The organism is Mycobacterium sp. VKM Ac-1816D (assembly GCF_000416385.1).
GTDB classification, from domain to species: domain Bacteria; phylum Actinomycetota; class Actinomycetes; order Mycobacteriales; family Mycobacteriaceae; genus Mycobacterium; species Mycobacterium neoaurum_A.
In genome coordinates this window covers 30,619-52,382 of record NZ_AOHQ01000098.1, presented here as the reverse complement: position 1 = coordinate 52,382, position 21,764 = coordinate 30,619, and the positions used below count along the sequence as shown (strand labels likewise).

Annotated in this window: 20 protein-coding genes; 8 read left to right on the top strand and 12 right to left on the bottom strand. The window is 68.9% G+C overall.

Translation table 11 applies throughout. The features are described from left to right. Positions 1-48: 48 nt before the first annotated feature. The 3 genes from G154_RS00840 to G154_RS00830 are packed head-to-tail and all read right to left on the bottom strand — an operon-like array spanning position 49 to position 4,491. Positions 49-753, bottom strand: coding sequence for a TVP38/TMEM64 family protein (locus G154_RS00840; protein WP_019512255.1), 705 nt, complete (start codon positions 751-753; stop codon positions 49-51). Continuing rightward, on the bottom strand, positions 750-2,162 hold the full coding sequence (locus G154_RS00835) for an NCS2 family permease (protein WP_019512256.1): 1,413 nt from the start codon (positions 2,160-2,162) through the stop codon (positions 750-752). Before G154_RS00835 ends, G154_RS00840 begins: the two co-directional genes overlap by 4 nt. A gap of 10 nt (positions 2,163-2,172) precedes the next feature. Beyond that, entirely contained in the window at positions 2,173-4,491 is a 2,319-nt protein-coding gene (locus G154_RS00830) for an AAA family ATPase (protein WP_045546626.1), read from the bottom strand. Between the two features lie 287 nt (positions 4,492-4,778). Between G154_RS00830 and G154_RS25425 the strand changes: the two genes are divergently transcribed. Then, positions 4,779-6,473, top strand: coding sequence for a hypothetical protein (locus tag G154_RS25425; RefSeq protein ID WP_019512258.1), 1,695 nt, complete (start codon positions 4,779-4,781; stop codon positions 6,471-6,473). Positions 6,474-6,502: 29 nt separating this feature from the next. On the opposite strand, the gene G154_RS00820 is transcribed toward G154_RS25425, so the two are convergent. Together G154_RS00820 and G154_RS00815 are read right to left on the bottom strand one after the other, a co-directional pair. Continuing rightward, entirely contained in the window at positions 6,503-6,910 is a 408-nt protein-coding gene (locus tag G154_RS00820; RefSeq protein ID WP_019512259.1) for a hypothetical protein, read from the bottom strand. Continuing rightward, positions 6,910-7,650 (bottom strand): SDR family NAD(P)-dependent oxidoreductase, encoded by a 741-nt coding sequence (locus tag G154_RS00815; protein WP_019512260.1) that lies wholly within the window; start codon positions 7,648-7,650, stop codon positions 6,910-6,912. Before G154_RS00815 ends, G154_RS00820 begins: the two co-directional genes overlap by 1 nt. A 64-nt stretch (positions 7,651-7,714) precedes the next feature. Here G154_RS00815 and G154_RS00810 point away from each other — a divergent pair, with 64 nt between their 5' ends. The 3 genes from G154_RS00810 to G154_RS00800 are packed head-to-tail and all read left to right on the top strand — an operon-like array spanning position 7,715 to position 10,903. After that, entirely contained in the window at positions 7,715-8,257 is a 543-nt protein-coding gene (locus tag G154_RS00810) for a hypothetical protein (protein ID WP_019512261.1), read from the top strand. Between the two features lie 10 nt (positions 8,258-8,267). After that, the gene (locus tag G154_RS00805) at positions 8,268-9,350 is read left to right on the top strand and encodes a dihydrodipicolinate reductase (protein WP_019512262.1); all 1,083 of its coding nucleotides are present in this window, start codon (positions 8,268-8,270) and stop codon (positions 9,348-9,350) included. After that, positions 9,350-10,903 carry an acetolactate synthase large subunit gene (locus G154_RS00800; protein ID WP_019512263.1) on the top strand — a complete coding sequence of 518 codons (1,554 nt, stop codon included), beginning with the start codon at positions 9,350-9,352 and terminating at the stop codon, positions 10,901-10,903. The genes G154_RS00805 and G154_RS00800 overlap by 1 nt, the downstream gene beginning before the upstream one ends. Positions 10,904-10,913: 10 nt before the next feature. On the opposite strand, the gene G154_RS00795 is transcribed toward G154_RS00800, so the two are convergent. Then, positions 10,914-11,987, bottom strand: coding sequence for a hypothetical protein (locus tag G154_RS00795; protein WP_019512264.1), 1,074 nt, complete (start codon positions 11,985-11,987; stop codon positions 10,914-10,916). 81 nt (positions 11,988-12,068) lie between these two features. Between G154_RS00795 and G154_RS00790 the strand changes: the two genes are divergently transcribed. Then, complete coding sequence (locus G154_RS00790) at positions 12,069-12,812, top strand: SHOCT domain-containing protein (RefSeq protein WP_023986003.1); 744 nt, start codon at positions 12,069-12,071, stop codon at positions 12,810-12,812. Here the strand turns inward: G154_RS00790 and G154_RS00785 are convergent. The 4 genes from G154_RS00785 to G154_RS00770 all read right to left on the bottom strand — a co-directional run bounded on the left by G154_RS00785 (position 12,801) and on the right by G154_RS00770 (position 17,271). Next, on the bottom strand, positions 12,801-14,162 hold the full coding sequence (locus tag G154_RS00785) for a styrene monooxygenase/indole monooxygenase family protein (RefSeq protein WP_019512266.1): 1,362 nt from the start codon (positions 14,160-14,162) through the stop codon (positions 12,801-12,803). The genes G154_RS00790 and G154_RS00785 overlap by 12 nt on opposite strands. An 83-nt stretch (positions 14,163-14,245) precedes the next feature. After that, the gene (locus G154_RS00780) at positions 14,246-15,385 is read right to left on the bottom strand and encodes a beta-mannosidase (protein WP_081649895.1); all 1,140 of its coding nucleotides are present in this window, start codon (positions 15,383-15,385) and stop codon (positions 14,246-14,248) included. Between the two features lie 177 nt (positions 15,386-15,562). Then, entirely contained in the window at positions 15,563-16,186 is a 624-nt protein-coding gene (locus G154_RS00775; protein ID WP_019513327.1) for an MBL fold metallo-hydrolase, read from the bottom strand. After that, positions 16,186-17,271: an S-(hydroxymethyl)mycothiol dehydrogenase gene (locus tag G154_RS00770; protein ID WP_019513328.1), complete on the bottom strand. Its 1,086-nt coding sequence runs from the start codon at positions 17,269-17,271 to the stop codon at positions 16,186-16,188. Before G154_RS00770 ends, G154_RS00775 begins: the two co-directional genes overlap by 1 nt. 73 nt (positions 17,272-17,344) lie before the next feature. Between G154_RS00770 and G154_RS00765 the strand changes: the two genes are divergently transcribed. From G154_RS00765 to G154_RS00755, 3 genes are all read left to right on the top strand, one after another. Continuing rightward, positions 17,345-18,169, top strand: a complete 825-nt coding sequence (locus tag G154_RS00765) for a serine hydrolase (RefSeq protein ID WP_023986001.1) — start codon at positions 17,345-17,347, stop codon at positions 18,167-18,169. Between the two features lie 110 nt (positions 18,170-18,279). Continuing rightward, positions 18,280-18,792: a DUF3145 domain-containing protein gene (locus G154_RS00760; protein WP_023986000.1), complete on the top strand. Its 513-nt coding sequence runs from the start codon at positions 18,280-18,282 to the stop codon at positions 18,790-18,792. A gap of 122 nt (positions 18,793-18,914) precedes the next feature. After that, positions 18,915-19,235 (top strand): PASTA domain-containing protein, encoded by a 321-nt coding sequence (locus tag G154_RS00755; protein ID WP_019513331.1) that lies wholly within the window; start codon positions 18,915-18,917, stop codon positions 19,233-19,235. Positions 19,236-19,278: 43 nt separating this feature from the next. Here G154_RS00755 and G154_RS00750 read toward each other — a convergent pair whose 3' ends face one another. Further along, a complete protein-coding gene (locus G154_RS00750; RefSeq protein WP_023985999.1) occupies positions 19,279-20,166 on the bottom strand; it encodes a diacylglycerol kinase in 888 nt (295 codons plus the stop codon). Next, complete coding sequence (locus G154_RS00745; protein ID WP_023985998.1) at positions 20,166-21,734, bottom strand: FAD-binding oxidoreductase; 1,569 nt, start codon at positions 21,732-21,734, stop codon at positions 20,166-20,168. The genes G154_RS00750 and G154_RS00745 overlap by 1 nt, the downstream gene beginning before the upstream one ends. Between the last annotated feature and the right edge of the window lie 30 nt (positions 21,735-21,764).

The following is a 21,764-nucleotide window of genomic DNA, read 5'->3' as shown; positions in this document are numbered from 1 at the left end:
GGACCGATCATGCGGTAGAAGCGGCCATTGTGCGAATCGAGGACCGAATCATTCGTTTTCGGGGTGTTCGCCGCGCGTACGCGACGCCCGCCAGCCGCGCAGACCGCGATGTGCGGCGAAAGCGCCGATCACCGCGGTGACACACCACACCCCGATCGCGGCGTAGACCAGCGGCGAGGACAGATCACCGACGGACGCCCCGAGCGCGGTGTAGACGAAGGCGCGCGGCGCCGAGCCGATGAACGAGCCGATCACCATCTGCCACAACGGGACTCCGAAGGCGCCGAAGGTGTAGGAGGCGGCGGCATCGGAGATGCCGGGGACGAAGCGTTGGCCCACCACGGCCCACAGGCCACCACGGGAGATCAGCGCGTCCATCCGGTCGGCCCGTTCGGCGCCCAGTAGCGCCCGCGTGCTGTCCCGGCCCGCCCGCCGGCCGCCGATGCTGGCGATGGTCGCGGTGCCGACGGTGGCGCCGAGGGTGACGAACACGCCGACCACGGGGCCGAACAGCAACCCACTACCCGCCGCCAGCAACGGACCGGGCACGAACAGGCTACCGAGCACCGCGGACACCGGGATGTAGACCAAGGGGGCGATGGGCCCGGTGGCCGCGACCGCGGCGCGGATCTGCTCCAGATCGATGACCCGTTCGATGCCGATCAGGTACCACAGGCCCAGCAGGAACGCCGCCAGCAAACCCAGTCGGATGAGATGCGTTCGCCGGGTCGATCTTTCGACGTCGACGGTCATACCCCGATCAGCGAATCGATCCACCCACGCGCGAAGTACAGCAGGAACCCGGCGGCCACGACCCACAGCAGCGGGCTGATCTCGCGACCCTTGCCCGCCGCGGTCCGCACGACCACCCAGGAGATGAAACCGACGCCGATACCGTTGGCGATCGAGTAGCTCAGCGGCATCACCGCCACCGTCAGCACGACCGGCAGCGCGATGGAGAAATCGGCGAGGTCGATATCGCGCAGGTGTGAGGCCATCATCGCGCCCACGATCACCAGCGCCGCCGCGGCCACCTCGGTGGGCACGATCGCGGCCAGCGGTGTCAGGAACATCGCGGCCAAGAACAGGGCGCCGGTGACGAGGCTGGCCAACCCGGTGCGGGCGCCCTCGCCGATACCGGCCCCGGACTCGATGAACACCGTGTTCGACGAGGCCGATGCCGCGCCGCCGACGACCGCGCCGGCACCCTCGACGACGAGCGCGGACTGCAGGCGGGGGAAGTTGCCCTTGTCATCGGCGACGCCGGCCTGTTTGGACAACCCGGTGAAAGTGCCCATGGCGTCGAAGAAGTTGGTGAAGACCAGCGTGAACACCAGCATGACGGCTGCCAGGATGCCGATCCGGCCGACGCTGTCGAGGCTGAACTCGCCCACCAGCGACAGATCGGGCACCGCGAACGGGGAGCCGCTCAACGTCGGCACCGAAAGGCCCCAGCCGCCGGGCTTCTCGGTGGCCGATCCCAGATGCCAGATCGCTTCTACGGCGACCGCCACGATGGTGCCGGTGATGAGGCCGATGAGGATGCCGCCGCGGATCTTGCGGGCCACCAGGATGCCGGTCAGCAGCAGGGTGAACACGAAGACGACGGTGGGGATGCTGCTGATCGACCCCGCACCACCGCTTCCGAGCCCGACCGGTGGTGACGGGCCACCGGTGGAGGCGACGAAGCCCGCGTCGACGAGCCCGATGAACAGGATGAACAGCCCGATGCCCGCGGTGATGGCCAGCTTCAGCTGGATGGGCACCGCATCGAAGATCAGCCTGCGCAACCCGGTGACCGCCAGCAGCACGATGATGATGCCGTTGATGACCACCAGGCCCATCGCCTCGGGCCAGGTCAGCTCGCCGACCACCGAGGAGGCCAAGAACGAGTTGATGCCCAGGCCTGCAGCGAATGCGAACGGCAATCGCGCGATGACGCCGAACAGGATGGTCATCACCCCGGCGGCCAGCGAGGTCACCGCCGACACCTGGGTGAAGCCCAGCTGGTTGCCGGTGACGTCGGGCGTCCCGGACAGGATGATCGGGTTCAGCACGATGATGTAGGCCATCGCGATGAAGGTGACGACACCGCCGCGCAGCTCCGAGGAGATCGTCGAGCCGCGGGCGGTGATTTCGAAGAAGCGGTCCAGCCGGTTCACGGGTTCGACCTTAAGGTGTGCGCGGCGATGACGAGCGGCGACGGGCCCATCGCAGGAAGTCCTGCGCGGTGAACACGGGTTTGCCGAGTTCGTGCGCCTTGCGGGCCTTGCCGGACTGACTGCCGGGTTCGGCGGTCACCACCACCTCGCAGCGGGTCTTGGTGACGGTCTTCACCGGGGTCAGGCCGGCCTCCTCGGCGATGCGCATCATCTCCTCCCGCGACATCTCCCGGCCGGTGTCGTCGAGCGCGGTTCCGGTGAAGCACACCCGGGCTCCCGGTTCCAGGACCGTCTCGATATCGGGGCTCGCTGCCGTTGATTGCAGTGCCGGGTCGAGGATCTCGACGCCGAGGAGTTCTTCGACGTCGTGCAGGCGGCGCCACACCTGCTCGGTCAGCTGGACCCGGCCGGCCGCCGCGCGCAACTGAGCGGCCACCGAATGACGGGCCGCGTGGGTCCACGGGGTATCCGGCGGAGGTGCCGCGGCCGGGGGCAGGCCGAGCAGCGCGGGCCCGATGTGCCTGCTGACATCGAGCAGCGCCGAGAGCGCGGGCAGCCGGGCCGACATCGGGGTGGCGGCCGGATCACGGGTCAGCAGATGGCCGGTCAGCGATTCCGGTGGATCGCCGAACGGCGTGGAACCGGTTGCCGCCAGACCGGATTCGGTGAAGGCGGTCAGGTCGTCGGTGGCACGCCGCAGTGCGGTGCTGCCGGTGGGGTGGGCCCGGGGCATGTCGACCCCGAGTGGCATCACCACCGTCTGCCCGAGCCGTTTGAGCTCGAAGTCGATCAATCCGAGCGTCTCGTCGATGCGCGGACCGACGGGGGTGCAACCGGTGAGCATCGGGGCGATCACACCCCACGCCTCGGCCAGGGTCGGGGCCAGCAGGATGTCGGCGACGCTGATCCCGTAGGCCGATCGCGCGTCGGCGAGATCGCGCTGGGGATTGATCAGCGTGCTCACCGCGGTGCCATCGTCGAAGGCCACGGCGAGCTCGACGGGCCTCGGCCGCGACATCCTGCCCTCCTCGCCGACGGTGACGATCCCGATACCGCAGTAGCGCCGGGCACTTCCGTCATCGGCCTCGGCGCTGCGCAGGAACCGGGCGATCCGACGGTCGGTTTTCAGGTCCTTGGGCAGCACCGGACGTTTGAGCACCAGTCCGTTCATCGAGGTGCATCGGCTGAGCGCGACGTAGAGCTGGCCGTAGGAGAACATCCCGCCGGTGAGGTCGACGACCAACCGGTCCAGCGTCTGGCCCTGGCTCTTGTGGATGGTGATCGCCCACGCCAGCGCGAACGGCAGCTGGGTGAAGGTGCCGCACACCTCGTGCCGCAGCGATCCGCCGTCGACGACGGGCCGCGTCGCCTCCCAGGTGAACGGGGTGACCTCGGCGCGGCTGCGGTCGGTGAATTCGACGACGACTCCCGTTCCGTCGCTGACCCGCGCGATGATCCTGCCGAGGGTTCCGTTGACCCAACGGTCGGCGGGATCGTTGGTCAGCATCATGATCTGCGCGCCGACCTTGAAGCGCAGGATCTCCTCGGCGGGCGGGTCGAACATGCTCAGGTCGCCGGTATGGCGCGCGTGGTGGGTGATCTCGTCACCGGCCAGCAGCTCCAGCTGCCGCCGGTTGCGGGCCGACACCAGCCGGTTCGTCGGCGCCAGGGTCAACCAGAACTCGTCGGCGGGCGGCACGAACTCCGGGTCGGTGCGGGTGTTCAGCTCGGCCAGCGCGTGCCCGAGCAGCACGCCCTCGCGGATCTCGTTGAGGATGGCCGTCATTCGGTCGTCGCCGAGCTGACGGAACACCGTGGTCAGTGAGACCATCGGGAACGCGTCACGGTCGAAGCTGTCCGCGGAGAAGAAGTACGGGGTGGGGTAGCGGTCGGTGAAGAAATCGGTTTCGGCCTCGGTGACCACCGGTGGCAGCTGATACAGATCACCGACGAGGACCAGCTGGACGCCGCCGAACGGGGTACCGGGATCGGGGCCGTACCGCTGAAGTGCGGCCGCCATCTTGTCGAACAGGTCGGCGCGGACCATCGAGGCCTCGTCGATGATCAGGGTGTCCAGGCCCTTGACCGTCCGGGCGAACCGGCCCGGGTAGTACCCGCCGGTCCGGATATCGGCCAGGCTGGTGGTGGGCGTGAAGCCGAACAGCCGATGGATGGTGTAGCCGCCGACGTTGAGCGCGGCGATCCCGGTCGGGGCGGCCACCACGACGGTGCGGTCGGTCTGCGCCATGAACCGGCGGATCAGCGTCGACTTGCCGGTGCCCGCCTTGCCGGTCAGGAACAGATGCCTGCCGCCGGCGAGCAGCTCCATGGCATCGCGGAACTCGTCGGTGAGGACGAATTCGCGGGGCGGCACCCGACGATGGTGTCAGACGCCGCTCCGGCGAGATTCACATCAGGTACGTCATCCGGTGCCACGACGTACGTGATGTGAATCTCGGGATCCAGGTAGCTCCGGATGTAACGCTGGGGCGCCCACAGCGATGAACCATGCGAGACAGCTGCTGGGCCGTACGGCCGGTGTCGGGGGAGATGACTGCGAACCGCAGTAGTGGCTGAGAATTGCCCTGCTCCTGATCTTCGAGGAGTCGATGCACCATGAGTGCCGCACGTGACGAGTTCCTGCGACGCAGCCTGGTGGCAGGCGTGGCGTCCACCGTGGTGATGTCCTTGACCGCGCTGACCGTCGGGATCGCTCCCGCGCTGGCCGAGCCCGGTTCCGGCGAGACCGGTGTCGTGGAGACGACCGTCGTCGAGGAACCCTCGCCCTCCGCCGGCGGCGGTGGTGCCGTTTCGGGCGGCCGCTCCGAGGCCGAGCCCGCCGTCACCGCCGAGGCTCCCGCCCAGGCCGCCACGACCGCGGTCGCTCCCGCGCCGACGCAGGCCCCGGCGGTGACGCAAGCTCCTGCGCCGACGCCGGTGCCTACCGAGGCCGTCGAGCCGACCCGGGCGCCGGAACCTGTGCCCGCCGCGCCGGAAACGGTTGCCCCGCAGCCCACCCGCGCACGCGAGACGACCACCACCCGGTCGAGCACGCAGGTGACGACCACCTCCGTCGCCCCGCCGGAGACCAGCGCCGCGCCAGTCACCCAAGAGCCCGCCACCCAGCAGCCGCGCACCGAGGAGGCCCGCACCGAGACCCCGACCCCGTCGAGCGAGGCGCCGAGCGACTCGACAAGCACCGCGCCCGCGGCCACTTCGTCGGTCGAGGCGCCGGCCACCTCGACAACCGGGGCACCTGCCGAGGCGACCGGGGAGACCGAGCAGCCCACCGAGACCGAGCAGGTCGAGCCGATGGCCCGCGTCATCGAGACGGTGAAGCCCGCGGTGTTGGAGGCTCCCGCCGATGATGTCGTGCTGGCCAGCAAGGCCGCCCCGGTGGAGGTCAAACCGGAACCCGCCAAGGTCGAGGACCTCGCTGCGCTGTCGTCGCTGGTCGGTCTCGCCGACGAGCGCGACCGGCTGGCACAGGAGCGCCGCGAGCTGCGCGAGGATCAGCGCGACCTTCTTGAGGGCCAGCGCCAGCTGCGTGAGGATCAGCGTGAGCTGCGCGCCGACCAGCGCGACTGGGACAACCGGGTTCGGCAGTGGAGCCCGGACTGGGTGCAGTACGACGAGTTCTACCGGCCGATGATCGTCAACCCCTATCGCGATCCGGTGCGCATCGTCTACGAGTACCAGAACGAACCGCGCGTGGTGACGATCCCGCCGCTGCAGCGGATGGTCATGTACGTGGCCGACCTGGCGGCCTACAGCTTCACCGCGGTGGTGCTCAACACGGTCAACACCGTGGTCAGTACCGCGGTCGGGGTGGCCGTCGGCAGCTTCTTCGGCGGCGGGTTCATCCCGACCATCGCCAACATCGGGGCGATCGCGCCGCCGCCTCCGCCGCCGCTGTTCCGCTACGACAATGTGCCGGTGCAGGTGCGCTACTCCGACGCGGTCTACGAGCCGTTCCGCGTCCAGCGCATCGTCGATATCGGCGATGACACGCGCTACGGCGAGCGCCGCGTGCTGCTCGACGGGGCGACGCCGGCCTGGGGCGTGTGGAAGCAGAGCGCCGGCGGCGAGCGGATGTTCGAGGTGCACCGGACCCAGCAGTACCCGGGCCTCGACGAACCGCGGGAAGGTCCGCTGCCCGGTGACTACCGGCTGCGGCTGGCCGCGGAGGAGGCTCCGGCCACCGGGGGGAGCAGCCAGACGGCGCTGATCACCGCGGCGGTCGCGTGCGCGGTGCTGAGCCTCGGCGCCGTCGGCGGGGCCGCGCTGTTGGGGCGTCGGCGGAGGATCTAGCCGCCGGGGTCAGTCGGCCACTCGGCGTCTCAGGCGTGCACGTCGCGCAGACCGACCGCGCCGCGCAGGCCCGAGCAGTTCACGCAGCCGACACAGCCGACGCAGTCGACGCAGCCCGCGCAGGCCACACACGCCGCGCACTTGCGACAGGCCACGCACGCTATGCAGGCCACGCAGCCCACCAGCGCCGCGCACAACACCGAGAAGGCGGTCCCGACGACGGCGAATCCGCCGGCCACCCCGGCACTTCCACCGGTCGCGATGGAACCCGCGACGCCCGCACTGTTGACCGTGGCGATGGACCCGGCGACCCCGGCGCTGCCGACGGTGCCGATCGAGCCGACCACCGCGGTGCTCCCGACCGTGCCGATGGAGCCCTCCACCTCGGTGCTGCCGACGGTGCCGACCGACTGTGTGCCGGTATCGATCTCACTCATCAGTCGGCGCCCTTTCCGTTGTCGACCCGGTAGACCGCGCCATGGATGGCGGCGGCGTCGTCACTGGCCAGGAAGGCGATGGTCTTGGCGACGTCGACCGGATCCATCATTCCGCGCGGTGCGGCGATCCGCATGATCAGATCCCAGTCGGCATCCTCGGGCGCCGAGAAGTCGGTGACCTGCGCGGTGAGCATCCCACCGGGACAGACCGCATTGACGCGCAGCGTCTCCCTGGTGAACTCCACGGCCATCGCCCGGGTCAACCCGATGAGCCCATGCTTGGCCGCGCAGTACCCCGCCGAGTACACCTCGCCCTCGACCCCGGCCACCGACGCGACATTGACGATGTTGCCGCCGGAACTCAGCAGGTGCGGCAGGGCCGCACGGCTGAGATAGAACGGCCCGTTGAGATTGACCGCGAGATCGGTTGCCCAGTCGGCATCGGTCACCCCGGCGGTGCGCCGCATCTGGTGAAACCCCGCCACATTGGCCAGCACGTCGATGCGCCCGAACGCCTCGACGCAGTCGGCCACCGCCTGTGCGCAGGCCTCGGCGGAGGCGATGTCATACGAGCCGAACCGGCCGCCGGGCACGTTGCCGAACACCTCGGCCATCCGGTCGGTGTCTCGTGCCACGCCGTACACCGTGGCCCCGCGTTCGGCGAACAGCGTGGCCGTGGCGGCGCCGAGTCCGGCCGACGCCCCGGTGATCAATGCGACTTTTCCGTCCAATGAGGTCATACCCGGCACCCTCTCACGGGGCAAACGCCGGACGGGTCAGAAGCGCCCTGCAATACTGCGACGTGTGAACATACTTCGCGGATTGTTCAGTGCCGTGTTGCTGGCCGCCGGCGTGGCGATGATCGGTCCGGCCGCACCGGCCGGGGCGAACCCGCAACAGCAGGTGCTGGAGGGGGTCTACACCTTCAAACAGGAGGGCCTGCCCGACGCGGCATGGTCGATCTACCCGGTCTGCGTGCCCGTCGTGGGCGACCTGCGCGCCGAGATCCGCGACCCGGTCGCCTGCCAGCTGACCGTGAGTTCCACACCGAATTCCGTCGCCAAGGGTGGCATCGCGAAACTGGTGGGCGGGCAGTGGAGTTACAACATCAACTCGGTGGACGGGTTGACCTGTCCGGACGGCAGCAATGCCGCGCTGTTCGAGACGTTCGCGTTCAACACCATCACCATGACCGGCGTGCGCACCGTGTCGCACAATCAGGTGTGTGGGCTGAACGCCACGCTGGAGAAGTTCCCGTTCACCCTGACCTACGTGCGGCCGCTGCCCATCCCGATCACCCAGTACCCGCTGATCTGCGAGCCGGGCGGCCTGCGCCGGTGCTTCTAGGGCTGCCGCGATGAGCGCGTCACCCAAGCGGGTGGTGGTGTGGGGTACCGGTTTCGTCGGGTCGATGGTGATCGGCGAGATCGTCACCCACCCGAACTTCGAACTCGTCGGTGTCGGGGTGAGCAATCCGGCGAAGGTCGGGCGCGATGTCGGTGACATCTGCGCGCTGGGCAGCCAGCTCGGCATCATCGCCACCGACGATGTCGACGCCCTGATCGCGTTGCGGCCCGATGCGCTGGTGCATTACGGGCCGACCGCCGTACAGGCCGATGCCAACATCGACGTGATCGGTCGCTTCCTGCGCGCGGGAATCGATGTCGTCTCCACGGCCATGACCCCGTGGGTCTGGCCCACGATGCATCTCAACCCGCCGAATTGGATCCAGCCCATCACCGACGCCTGCGTGGCCGGGGGAGCGTCCTGTTTCACCACCGGGATCGACCCCGGTTTCGCCAACGACCTGTTCCCGCTGACCCTGATGGGACTGTGCTCGGAGGTCAGGACGGTGCGGGCCTCGGAGCTGCTCGACTACACCAACTACACCGGCGATTACGAGTTCGAGATGGGCATCGGGCGCCCGCCGCAGTACCGTCCGCTGCTGGAGAGCCCGGATATCCTGATCATGGCCTGGGGCGCAACGGTTCCGATGATCGCCCACGCCGCAGGCATCACCCTCGACGAGATCACCACGACCTGGGACAAATGGGTGACCCCGACCGACCGGCCCTCGGCCAAGGGTGTCATCGAGGCAGGCAACGTCGCGGCCGTCCGGTTCACCATCAACGGCCGCTACCGGGGCGCGACCCGCATCCAGCTCGAGCATGTCAACCGGATCGGCCTGGACGCCGCCCCGCACTGGCCGACCGGTAACGACAACGACGTCTACCGCGTCGATATCGAAGGCACACCGAGCATCTCCCAGGAGACCGCGTTCCGGTTCACCGACGGTTCCGGCCGGGACGCCGCCGCGGCGGGGTGCTTGGCGACGGGCCTGCGGGCGCTGAACGCCGTCCCGGCCGTCAACGATCTCCCGCCGGGCTGGGTGACCGCACTGGATCTTCCCCTCATCCCCGGCGCCGGTACCATTCGCTGATGGCCTCCGGTGCGGATACCGTCCTGCAACGACTGCTGGACGGCGGGGTGGACGTGTGCTTCGCCAACCCGGGCACCTCGGAGATGCATTTCGTTGCCGCACTGGACAACACACCGCGGATGCGGGCCGTGCTCTGTCTGTTCGAAGGGGTGGCCACCGGCGCTGCGGACGGGTACGCGCGCATCGCCGGGCACCCGGCCGCCACGCTGTTGCACCTCGGACCGGGACTGGCCAACGGGCTGGCCAACCTGCACAACGCGCGCCGCGCCCACACCCCGGTGGTCAACATCGTCGGCGACCACGCCACCCACCATGTCGAATTCGACGCACCGCTGCAGTCCGATATCGAGGCGTTGGCCGGCTGGCCGGACGGGGTGGTGTTCCGCCCGGAATCGGCCGCGCAGTTGGCCCCGGCCGTCGACGCCGCCATTGCCGCCGCGGCCGGACCACCCGGGCGCGTCGCGACGGTCATTCTGCCCGCCGACTACTCGTGGAGCACCGCCCAGACCCCCGGCGAACTCGTCACGCCGACCGCCGCGACGGGCAACGACGCGCGCTCCGGTGCCGAGGCGGCCCTGGAGGCGTTGCGCGCGCACGGCCCCGAGACCGTGCTGCTGCTCGGCGGTGCGGCGACGACGGAGGCCGGGCTGGCCGCCGCGGCCCGCATCGCCGCCGCGACCGGCGCGCGCATGTTGGTGGAAACCTTCCCGGCCCGCCTGCGCCGCGGCCAGGGGATACCTGCGGTCGAACGGCTCGGTTATCTGGCCGAGCAGGCCGAACAGCAACTCGCCGGTGCCTCGCACCTCGTGCTGGTCGGGGCGCGGGCGCCGGTGGCGTTCTTCGCCTATCCCGGCAAGCCCAGCGGTCTGGTCCCCATCGGCGTGCAGACCCACGTGATGGCACCCGACGAACTGGCAGACCTGGCCGATCAACTCGGTGCCGGGCCACTGGCGCTGCCCGATATACCTCGGCCGGAACTCCCGGAAGGGCCGCTGACGGTGGCGAATTGGGCGCAGGTCATTGGTGCGCTGTTACCGCCGGACGCCATCATCTCCGATGAGGCCAATACCAGCGGGATGCTGTTGCCGGCGTCCACCGCCGGTGCGCCGGCCCACGATGTGCTGACGCTGACCGGCGGCGCGATAGGGCAAGGACTGCCGGTGGCCGTCGGCGCTGCGGTGGCGGCCCCGGACCGGCCGGTGATCGCGTTACAGGCCGATGGCAGTGCGCTGTACACGATTTCGGCGCTGTGGACGATGGCACGGGAGAACCTCGACATCACCGTGGTCATCCTCAACAACCATGCCTACGCGATTCTGCAGATGGAGCTGGCGAGGGTGGGGGCGAACGCCGGCGAGGGCAGTGGCGGCGAAAAGGCTCGATCCCTGCTGAACATCGGCAACCCCGATATCGACTTCGTCGCGATCGCGCAGGGTTTCGGGGTGCCGGCCACCCGTGCCACCACCGCCGAGGAGCTGGCGGCCCAGTTCAGCGCGGCCCTGGCCGAGCCGGGACCGCACCTGATCGACGCGGCGGTCCCCGCCTTCATGTGATCTGGCCGGGCTAGCCGCGCGGCTTCTTGTGCAGGACGATCTGGGCCATCGGGATCTGGGTCTCCTGAGGTTCGGCCGCCATCCTGGCAGCCACCCCGGACTGCAGCGCCGCGCCGAACACCGATCGGCGTTGCTCGGCGACGAAACCGGTCAACACCGGGATCACCGCGGCCTGTAGGAAATCACCCCACTGCGCCCCGAAAGCCGCTGCATCCCCGTCCTTCTGGTACTGACGCCAGAACCTGTCCTCGGCGTCGAACACCTCGAGGTGCTCGATCGTCAGCTGTTCCAGCCGCCCGGAGGGGGCGAACGGGGTGGTGAAATCGGCCGTGCGGCGACCGGCGATCGGCAGTGACATCCGGGTCAGTTCGTCGGCCGTGATCACCTCCCGTGCCGCCAGTTCGGCGAGCTCGGCCATCAGTGCCCCGAACAGTGCCCGGTATCCGAACTCGCCGTCCTCGGAGATCGCCATCGTCATCACCACGACGCGCCCACCCGGACACAGCTCCCGGCCGCGGTAGGCGACGAACTCATGCCAGTCCCGCGCGGCCAGCCGGTCATGCGCCAGTCGTGCGGTGCCGTCGGTGCTGAACGAGGCCTGGATGTGGTCGGACACCACGGCGGGAATGCTGCTCAGCCACAGGATCGACCAGGCCGACCAGCCGAGGTTGACGGTGTTGGACGGCAGGATCTGGCTGTAGAACGACCGTCCCACCGCAGAGGTGAAGGTCGCCGGATCGCGGCGCAGGTAACTGTCCGGGTCCTCCCGCAGCACCCGGAACAACGCGCTGAAATCATTCTCCGGTACATCGGTGTGGGTCACCAGGATCGAGTGCTCTGGCCGGGTGCGCCCGCGCAGCGTGGTGATCGCGGCGTTGAGCGGCAGCAGCGAATTGTGGCCGTTGGCCGCACCGTAGTCGGCGATGACGATGGGCAGCGGTGGCTGTGGAATCGGCACCGCCGCGGCGGCCTCCTCGAAGAGCCCTATCGCCCGCTTGAGCCCGGCGGCCTGCAACCGAGAACTGGCACTGTAGTCACCGCTGCCGACCGGGATCGGCCGCACCACGACACTGGACTCGGGCATTCTCGTGAGGTTAGTACCGTCGGCCGTTGTGCGCCGCCGATGTCCGGCAGTGGTGACGCCGGGCGTGCCACACTTCCTGCCATGCGTCCCGCCACCGCGCCCCGGCTGCTCACGGTTGTCGCCGTGCTGGTCATGGTGGCCGCCGGGATCGGTTTCATCACCACCCTGATCCTCAACGCCTTCGTGCTGGACCGGTACGACGCCTACGGTGAGGTGCCGATCCCCGGCCGGGCCGAGCTGCAGCTGCCGGCAGGCGAGGTGAACATCAGCTTCCACACCCAGATCATCGGCAGTGCCGGCGGCGCGGGCCTGCCGATCCCGGACATGCGGATGGCCATCGATCCGCCGGCCGGGGTTCCCGAGCCGGAGGTCGTCGAGAATATCGGCGGCACAACGAGTGTCAACAGCGATGCCCGGGTCCGGGTCTGGGTGGCCAAGGTTGCCGAGGCGGGTACCTACACCGTGCGCACCGACGGTGACGTCACCGCCTTCGTCAGCCCGCGGTTGGCGTTCGGGCACGGTAGTCCGCTGGGGCACGCGCCGTGGTGGTGTGCCGCGGTGTTCGGTCTCGGACTGATCGATCTGGTCATCGCCAGGGTCTGGGCCGCGCGGTCGCGCGCGCGGTCACGGTCGATCTCGCCGACGTTCACCCTCGGCGAGGTCCCGGCCGCCCATATCTCCACCGAAAATTTCCCCACCGTCACAATCCCCACCGAGGACGGGATCCGCCTGGAAAATCTCAAGACGCTGGCGGCACTGCGCGACTCCGGCGCGCTCACCGAGGCCGAGTTCGAATCCGAGAAACGCAGGCTGTTAGGCGGCTGACCGCACCAGCTGCGACCGCTCGAACCGGCCCGCCGGCCGGAACCTGGACAACACGTCGTCGGCGGGCTCGCCGGCGAATTCGGTGATGAGCGCCTTGGCGGCGTCCTCGGAGGTCACCGGCTCGAAGGGCGCCGGGTCGTCGAGCAGGCCGACCAGCTTCCCGGCGAAGCGCGGGCTGGCGCTCGCGGCGGCGAAGAACAGGCTGCCGTAGTCGGCGAAGGCAGGGTCGGACAGGAACAATCGGGTGACACGCTGGGCGGCGCGGCCGCGCTGTCGGTAGAAATCCTCGAATGCCGCTGTCAGCCACTCGGTGTCGAACGGCCCGTCGTGCGACGCGGCGCTGCGCACCAGGTCGGCGGTTTGGATGAGGCCGCCCTGGGCGCCCTGTCCAGCGATCGGGTCATAGGAGATCGCGGTGTCACCGAGGGCCAGCACCGGATGCCCGGAGGCCGTGGTGCCCACCGGCTTACGGACCACCTGGGTGACGGCCCCGGTCAGCCAGGAGTGCGGATCCTCGTCGATGACCCGCAGTCGGCTGACCTCCGGGAGGTCCCAGTCGATGTAATCGCGGTGTAGGCCGGTGGCGATTCGCAGTGCAGCTGCCGCGTCGGTCACGGTGGAAAAGCGTCGATCCCAGTCGCTGCCGGGATGCGCCCAGCCCAGGAAGGCCCAGCTCGGGCCGGCGTCCTTGTGCAGGTAAGGGCCCCAGAATGATTCGCCCTGGCCGGCGACGACGGTGAACGCGTGGTGACTGCCGCCGCCGGAACCCCGGTGCGCGAAGACGTCGGGGCCGTATCCGAGACCGGTGACCGAGAATGCCAGCAGCGAGCGCTGGGGCGTGTCGTAGGCGCTGCGGTCCGCATCGACGGGAAACAGTGCCGAGAGCCCGCCGCGGCCGGTGGCGACCAACGTCAGGTCGGCTCGGGCGGCGATGGCGTCGAGTCGTTGTGGGTCCACCGACTCGACCACGAAATGGCCGCCGCGGCGACCGAAGAGGGTCAACCGGTCGTCGGCTTTGAGCCGGGTGTCGACCGCGACACCGCGGGCCCCGTCGAACCAACCGTCGAAGGCGATCGCCTCGGCGCCGTCGGCGACGACGCGGACGCTCTGCCCGGTCGAGGTGGGCGCGGTCGCCAGATAGGTGTTCAGTCCCAGGCTCTCCTCGGCCCGCTGGGCCTTGCCGAAGATGAGCGCGGTTCCGGTGGCGGGCACATCGTTGCGCAGGGCGTGCTGGTCTCGGTCGCTGTAGAGGGTGACGTCGAATCCGTTGTCCAGCAGTCCGAGTGCGGCCGTCACACCGGTCTGGCCGGCACCGATGATGGCGGCGGAGCGTCCGTTCGAAGTCGTCATGGCAACCACTATCGGTGCCGCGGCGCGGGACAGAAAGCGACAGGCTCAGCCTGATCGCAAAAGCGGGGCCTATGCGGTGTGCGCTACGTGGTGGTGCCGACGAGCCGCATCAGCGGATCGGCGGGTCCGATGTCCAGCGTGCACTCGCCGGGCCGCGGGTCGGGGACGTAGGACCAGAACATGACCCCGGCGGCGCCCTGATCGCGCATCTCGCCGAAGGCCTCCCGCAGGACCTGCTCACGATCGCCGACCGAACCGCACGATCCGGCCTCCATGCCGACCTCGGTGATCACCAGTGGCTTGTCGAGCGCCCGGGCCTGCTGGACCCGGCGGGCCAGCCCGTCGTACTCGTTGCCGGGCAGCGAGTCGGTCGACTCGTAGAAGTGGTACTCCAGGACGTCGATCCCTGGTGAGGCGCTCACGTATTCGAACGAGTCGCCGGCCGAACCGCATTGGCCGCCGCCGGCGTGCCCGCTGAACACGGTGGTGCCCGGGTCGAGTTCGTGGATGCGGGCACCGGTCGCGTCGTAGAACTGGCGCAACACCTGCGCCGCATCGGGCGGGCAGGACCGTGCCTGCCAGGTGCACCCGTCGTCGGTGCACAACGACGGTTCCGGCTCGCCGACGGCGGTCCAACCGGCCACCGCGGGTGAGGCCGCCCACCGCTTGACTGCGGTGTCCAGCCACTGCGCGAAGGTCAGCGTCGTGCCCGGGGGCCGATCGGTGTCCCAGCCGTCGGTGTACCAGCCGTATTCCTTGAACGTGTCGTCCTCGCAGCTGCCCTCGTTGCTGGAGAGCACGGCGATCAGCATCTGACCGTGCCGCTCGGCGGCACGCACGACGGCATCCAACGCGGTGAAGTCGAGCATCCCGGTGTACTTGTTGACGGCAAGGCTGGAGAAGGCGTTGAACCGGGTGAGCGAATGCGGTGGGAGCCGGCTGAAATAGGTGTCGAGGTCGACCTGCGCACCGCAGCCGGCGTTGATGGACCAGTCGGTGCCCAGCTGATAGGCGTTCAGGCCGATCGGCCACCACGGCTTCCCATCGAGGGTGAGGGTGGTTCCCTCGACGCCCAGGGTGGCCGTTGTCGAGGTCGTGGCGGCCAACGGTTGGGGTGCGCCCGAGCTGGTGGGGATCGACCCTTGGGGTGACTGGACCGAGCACGCAGCGGTCAGCGCCACGGTGATACACGCCGTGAGGGTACGCAACCACGGGCGGGCCATGAGCTGACTTTAACCCCGCCGAACACCCGCTCCGGACAACAATTCAGCTACTGCAGTTTTAGCAACTCGGCACCAGGGAAAATGCGCGTCAATTTGGCGAAATGTCGCATGGACATGCAATCTCAGCAAACAAAAATTCGTCCGCCCGCAAATCCCGTCCGGCGGGTCGCCGGGACCTTAATGGCCCCGCTTGACCCACTCGTCATAGTGCACGAGCTCACCCCCGATGGTGGTGGTGTCACCATGGCCGGTGTATACGACGGTCTCGTCGGGCAGGGTGCCCAGCCGCGTGGAAATCGATTCCAGGATGGTCGGGAAGTCCGAATAGGACCGCCCGGTGGCGCCCGGGCCACCCTGGAAGAGCGTGTCTCCGGAGACGACGGCATTCAGTGCCGGTGCCGACCAGCACACCGATCCAGGGGAGTGCCCGGGTGTGTGCAGGGCGTGCAGCTCGATCCCACCGGCGGTCAGCACCAGCCCGTCGTCGACGGTGCGGAACGCCGCCTCGGGGTGCACGACGCGCCACAGCATCTCATCGGCCGGGTGCAGGAACACCGGGGCGTCGAGGGCCTTGGCCAGTTCCGGCGCGACGGTGATGTGGTCGTTGTGGCCGTGGGTGCACACCACCGCGACGACATTGCGTCCGGCGACGGCCTCGATGATCGGCTCGGCGGTGTGGGCGGCGTCGAAGACGATCACATCGGAGTCATCGCCGACGAGCCAGATGTTGTTGTCGACATCCCAGCTACCGCCGTCGAGTTCGAAGGTGCCGCTGGTGACCACGCGCTCTACGTTGCCCACTAGAAGACCACCACCGAGCGCAGGACCTCACCGGCATGCATCTTGTGGAAGGCGTCTTCGACCTGATCGAGGCCGATGCGCTCGGAGACGAACTTCTCCAGCGGCAGGCGCCCCTGCAGGTACAGGCTGACCAGGGTGGGGAAATCACGCTCGGGCAGGCAGTCGCCATACCAACTCGATTTCAGCGATCCGCCGCGGGAGAAGAAGTCGACCAGCGGCATCTCCAGCTTCATGTCCGGGGTGGGCACACCGACCAGGACCACGGTGCCGGCCAGGTCGCGGGCGTAGAAGGCCTGCTTCCAGGTCTCTGGGCGGCCGACGGCGTCGATGACGACATCGGCGCCGAACCCGTCGGTGAGGTCCTGAATCGTCGCCACGGCATCGAGATCCTTGGCGTTGATGGTGTGGGTGGCGCCGAAGTCGCGGGCGGTGTGCAGCTTGCGATCGTCGACGTCGACGGCGATGATCCGCCGCGCACCGACCAGGGCGGCGCCGGCGATGGCGGCATCACCCACGCCGCCGCAACCGATGACGGCCACGGTGTCGTCGCGGTTGATCGCCCCGGTGTTGATCGCCGCACCGATACCGGCCATGACGCCACAACCCAGCAGGCCGGCCACGGCCGGGTCGGCGGTGGAATCGACCTTGGTGCACTGGCCCTGGTGGACCAGGGTCTTGTCGGCGAAGGCGCCGATGCCCAGCGCGGGGGACAGCTCCGTGCCGTCGGTCAGCGTCATCTTCTGGGTGGCGTTGAAGGTGTCGAAGCACAGGTGCGGGCGGCCACGCTTGCACGCCCGGCACTCACCGCAGACGGCACGCCAGTTCAGGACGACGAAATCGCCGACCTCGACATGGGTGACGCCCTCGCCGATGCTCTCGACGATCCCGGCGGCCTCGTGGCCGAGCAGGAACGGGTAGTCGTCGTTGATACCGCCCTCGCGGTAGGTCAGATCGGTATGGCAGACACCGCAGGCCTGGATCGCGACCACGACCTCACCCGGACCGGGATCGGGGATGACGATGTCGACCAACTCGACGGGCTGACCTTTGGACCGGGAAATCACACCGCGCACTGTCTGACTCATGCCTATAACCTAATACGCGACACCCGCCCTCGCCGGACAGGTGTCCAGTTTGTGCGTGGGTAGCATCCTGCGCGTGGGTGCCCTCGAACTTCTCGACGATTGGCCGGTCCCGACGGTCGCTGCCGCGGTGGTCGGCCCGGATGGTGTGCTCGCCCGCCGCGGGGACACCGCTCAGCGCTTCCGGTTGGCCTCGGTCACCAAACCCCTTGTCGCCCGTGCAGCCCAGGTTGCCGTCGAAGAGGGTGCGTTCGACCTGGACACCCCGGCCGGTCCGCCCGGTGCGACGGTGCGCCACCTGCTGGCGCACGCCTCGGGGGTCAGCATGCAGGGGCCCGATCAACTGGCCGCACCCGGCAGCCGGCGGATCTACTCCAACTACGGCTTCGCCCTGCTGGCCGATGCGCTGCAGGACGCGACCGAGATCGAGTTCTCCGATTACCTACGCGAGGCGGTGTTCGAACCGCTGGGTATGGCCGGTTCGTCGTCGGCGGGCGGGGCCGATGCCGCCGGTCATGGTGGCCGATCCTGCGTCGACGATCTGGTGCGCTTCGCCGGTGATCTGCTGCGGCCGGTGCTCGTCACACCGGAACTGCACGCCGAGGCGACGACGGTGCAGTTTCCCGGTCTGGACGGCGTGCTGCCTGGATTCGGCTCGCAGCGTCCCAACGACTGGGGGCTGGGGTTCGAACTGCGCTCGCACAAGTCGCCGCACTGGACCGGCGCCGCGAACTCACCATCGACGTTCGGGCATTTCGGCCAGTCAGGGACGTTTCTGTGGGTCGACCCCGTCGCCGAGCTGGCCCTGGTGGTGCTCACCGACCGCGACTTCGGGGACTGGGCATACGAGCTGTGGCCGGCGATCTCTGATGGAGTCCTGAGAGAATTCGGCGCACACTAGCGCAACACGCGTCTCACAAGGCACAATAGACACGCACGAAACAACTGCACATTTCGGTAACGCCAGGTCGTTGGGGAAGACGTCCCTCGTGGAGCCGAAGGAGCAAAAGTATGCGTGCGTCGAACCAGTTCGCCGAGGCGACAACTGGCGTGGTTTACGTTCACGCCTCGCCCGCGGCGGTATGCCCACACGTGGAGTGGGCTCTTTCGTCGACCCTGTCGGCGCGGGCGAACCTCAAGTGGACGCCCCAACCCGCCATGCCCGGACAGCTGCGTGCCGTCACCAACTGGGTGGGCCCGGTGGGTACCGGTGCTCAGTTGGCGAACGCACTGCGGTCGTGGTCGGTGCTGCGCTTCGAGGTCACCGAGGATCCCAGCGAGGGCGTCGACGGGCACCGCTGGTGCCACACGCCTCAGCTCGGGCTGTGGAGCGGAGCGATGAGTGCCAACGGTGACGTCATGGTCGGCGAACAGCGGTTGCGCGCCCTGATGGCCTCCGGTGCCGACGCACTGGCCGCCGATCTGGATTCGGTCCTGGGCACCGCGTGGGACGAGTCGCTGGAGCCCTACCGCGGTGGCGGCGACACCGGCGAGGTCACCTGGCTCAACCGCGGAGTGGGCTGAGTCACACCAAGAAGCCGGCTGTCCGGTTGATTTTGGTTGCCCGGAAACGCTTTTCACGGCTTACAGGAGAGTCACGCCTGGGATCCAGCTTCCTTGCAGAAACGCTGGCTACTCTTCGCGCTATGAAGTCGAAGACAGCGTTCGCCGCGGCCGGTGCCGCACTGGTTGTTCTGTCCGCTGCCGGAATGCCCACTGCGGCAGCAGAACCCACCTGGACCATGCCCTCGCTGCAGGGGATGAACCTGGAGAAGGCTCAGGCTCTGTACACCGAGGCGGTCGGCGGCAACGGGCCCACCCTCAAGTACGTCAACAAGCAGGTCGCGTCGTGGAAGATCGTGGCGCCGGCGATGTGGGATGTCTGCTCCCAGTCGCCCGACCCGGGAAGCGAGATCGCCCCGCACACGGTCCCGCGGGTGTCGGTCAACGAACACGGCGAGTGCTGATCGGCTGATCCCCGGGGTCTTCTTCGGGTCCGCGGGGTCCGCGTCAGGGTCTCAGCACCGTCAGCGCACCCGGTACCGCGGACACCTCGACGGGTAACGGGCAGACGAACTCTCCGTCGGCGTAGGCGTTGATTCCCGGGCAGTCGACCGTGATCACCCGGGCCCGCCGGGTCTGCACCTCGTCGAGATCGACATGGGTGCCCCGGAAGACGGTGGGGAACAGGCGGATCAGCCGGGTTCGTGATGCCGACGCCACCATGGTGACATCGAGCAGCCCGTCGGTCGGATCAGCGCCAGGACAGATCCGCATCCCTCCGCCGTAGCTGCGGGTGTTGCCGAACGCCGCCAGCGTGAGGTCGGTCTGCACCTCGACACCGTCGAATATCAGTCGGAACGGTAACAGCCGCAGGGCAGAGATCTCGGCGACCATTGCGAGGTTGTAGCGCATCCGGCCGTGCGGCCACCGCATCCGGTTGGTCCGGTCGGTCACCAGCGAGTCGAAACCGGCGGCCATGACGGTGCCGAACCAGCGCTGGGTCCCGTCGGCACCGACGATGCGTCCCAGATCCACCGTCGCCGCCCGGCCGTCGACGACGATATCGGCCGCGGCCTCGGGATCCTTTGTCGGAATGCCGAACTCGCGGGCGTGGTCGTTACCGGTGCCCGCCGGGATGATGCCGAGCGGGATACCGGTCGTGGCCAGAACCTGTAATGCCAGCGAGATGATCCCGTCACCGCCCACCACGACCAGCGCGTCCATCCCGCGTTCGAGGGCGCCCTCGACGAGCTGACGGGCATGAGCGGGATCTCGGCCCGCGACGGCCACCACGTCGACCCCGCGCCGGTGCAACTGTGCGACGGCGCGTTCGGCGGCATGCGGAGCGCTGCCGTGTCCCGACGCCGGGTTGGTCAGGACGGTGACCCGCTTGATCACGGGATCAGCTTGCCCGGGTTCATGATTCCGGCCGGATCGAGCACGGACTTGACCGCCCGCAGGACCTCGACACCGAGGTCACCCACCTCGGCCCGCATCCACGGCCGGTGATCGGCGCCCACGGCGTGATGATGGGTGATGGTCGCCCCGGTCCGCACCATCGCCTCCGACGCGGCGGTCTTGGCCCGCCGCCACTGTTCGATCGGGTCGCCCTGCTGGGCGGCGACCACCGTGAAGTACAGCGACGCTCCGGTGGGGTACACGTGCGAAATATGGCACATCACCAGGGCCTGGCCCAGCGTTTCGGTGAGCGCCTCGGTGACCGCGGCCTTGAGCGCGGCGATATTCGACCAGTTCGTCGCGGTCTCCAGGGTCTCGCACAACGCGCCGGCCGAGAGTAGGGAATCGCGCAGATACGGCGCGTTGAACCGGCCGTGCTCCCAGGCCCGGGCCGCGCCGTCGCCGAGTGAGGTGCCACCGTGTGCACGCAGAACGGCCGCGGTTTCGTCGTGGCGGCTCTCGGTGTGCGCCGCGGACCCCTCGAACGCGGTGATGGCCAGGCATCCGCCGGTGATGGTCTGCTCGCCGATGCTCTCGGTGGTCGCCAGATTCACTCCGGTCTCGGCCTCGTCGGACAGGCGGATCACCGTGGGCCCGGTGCCGGTCTGCACCACCGCGCGCAGCGCCGCGGCGCCGGTGCCGAAATCGGGGAACGACCATGCCTCGTAGCGGGTGGTCTCGGGGACCGGATGCACCCTTACCCGGACCCGGGTGATGATGCCGAACACCCCCTCCGAGCCCACGATCAGCTGCCGCAGATCGGGGCCGGCCGCCGAGGCCGGGGCTCGCCCGAGGTCGAGTACGCCGGCCGGGGTGGCCACGGTCAGCCCGCGCACCATATCGTCGAATCGGCCGTAGCCTGCGGAATCCTGACCCGAGGACCGGGTGGCGGCGAAGCCGCCGATGGTGGCGAACTGGAAGCTCTGCGGGAAGTGCCCGAGTGAGAAGCCCTGTGTGCCAAGCATTTCCTCGGCTTGGGGGCCGGTGACGCCGGCACCGAGTTCGGCCTCTCCGGAGATCGGGTCGAGATGGTGCAGCGCATCGAGTCGACGCAGGTCCACCGACACCACGGCGGCGAACTCGCCGCGCAGCGGGTCGAGACCGCCGACCACACTGGTACCACCGCCGAACGGGACGACGGCGATACCCCGTTCGCCACAGACCTTGAGCACCTCGATCACGGCGGCCTCATCGGCGGGCAGCAGCACGGCATCGGGCGCATCTTGTTCGCCGGTGCGCTTGCGGCGCAGCAGATCTGGTGTCGACTTACCGCCCGCGCGCAACAACCGGCTGTGTTGGTCGGTGCGGACGTATTCGGTGCCGATGACGGCCTGCAGGGCCTCGCGGTCGGCATCGCGCAGCGCCGACGGCCGCAGTCGCACGTCTTCGGCCGCGAGTTCTGGATCGGCAGGCCCGTCGATGCCGAGGGCCTGCTTGAGCAGGCCGCGAATACCGTCGGACAGCGGCTTGGCCGCCTGCGGATCGCCCCAGGCGTTCCACTTCATCGGGGGCTGCAGGTCGGTGCGGGCTTGCGT

Coding starts and splice junctions, on each gene's coding strand:
- G154_RS00760 (WP_023986000.1), top strand. CDS start 18,280: ATGCGTGCGTCGAACCAGTTCGCCGAGGCGACAACTGGCGTGGTTTAC.
- G154_RS00820 (WP_019512259.1), bottom strand. CDS start 6,910: ATGAGTGAGATCGATACCGGCACACAGTCGGTCGGCACCGTCGGCAGC.
- G154_RS00800 (WP_019512263.1), top strand. CDS start 9,350: ATGGCCTCCGGTGCGGATACCGTCCTGCAACGACTGCTGGACGGCGGG.
- G154_RS25425 (WP_019512258.1), top strand. CDS start 4,779: ATGAGTGCCGCACGTGACGAGTTCCTGCGACGCAGCCTGGTGGCAGGC.
- G154_RS00840 (WP_019512255.1), bottom strand. CDS start 753: ATGACCGTCGACGTCGAAAGATCGACCCGGCGAACGCATCTCATCCGA.
- G154_RS00830 (WP_045546626.1), bottom strand. CDS start 4,491: ATGGAGCTGCTCGCCGGCGGCAGGCATCTGTTCCTGACCGGCAAGGCG.
- G154_RS00780 (WP_081649895.1), bottom strand. CDS start 15,385: ATGGCCCGCCCGTGGTTGCGTACCCTCACGGCGTGTATCACCGTGGCG.
- G154_RS00815 (WP_019512260.1), bottom strand. CDS start 7,650: ATGACCTCATTGGACGGAAAAGTCGCATTGATCACCGGGGCGTCGGCC.
- G154_RS00770 (WP_019513328.1), bottom strand. CDS start 17,271: ATGAGTCAGACAGTGCGCGGTGTGATTTCCCGGTCCAAAGGTCAGCCC.
- G154_RS00745 (WP_023985998.1), bottom strand. CDS start 21,734: ATGAAGTGGAACGCCTGGGGCGATCCGCAGGCGGCCAAGCCGCTGTCC.
- G154_RS00755 (WP_019513331.1), top strand. CDS start 18,915: ATGAAGTCGAAGACAGCGTTCGCCGCGGCCGGTGCCGCACTGGTTGTT.
- G154_RS00805 (WP_019512262.1), top strand. CDS start 8,268: ATGAGCGCGTCACCCAAGCGGGTGGTGGTGTGGGGTACCGGTTTCGTC.
- G154_RS00795 (WP_019512264.1), bottom strand. CDS start 11,987: ATGCCCGAGTCCAGTGTCGTGGTGCGGCCGATCCCGGTCGGCAGCGGT.
- G154_RS00785 (WP_019512266.1), bottom strand. CDS start 14,162: ATGACGACTTCGAACGGACGCTCCGCCGCCATCATCGGTGCCGGCCAG.
- G154_RS00790 (WP_023986003.1), top strand. CDS start 12,069: ATGCGTCCCGCCACCGCGCCCCGGCTGCTCACGGTTGTCGCCGTGCTG.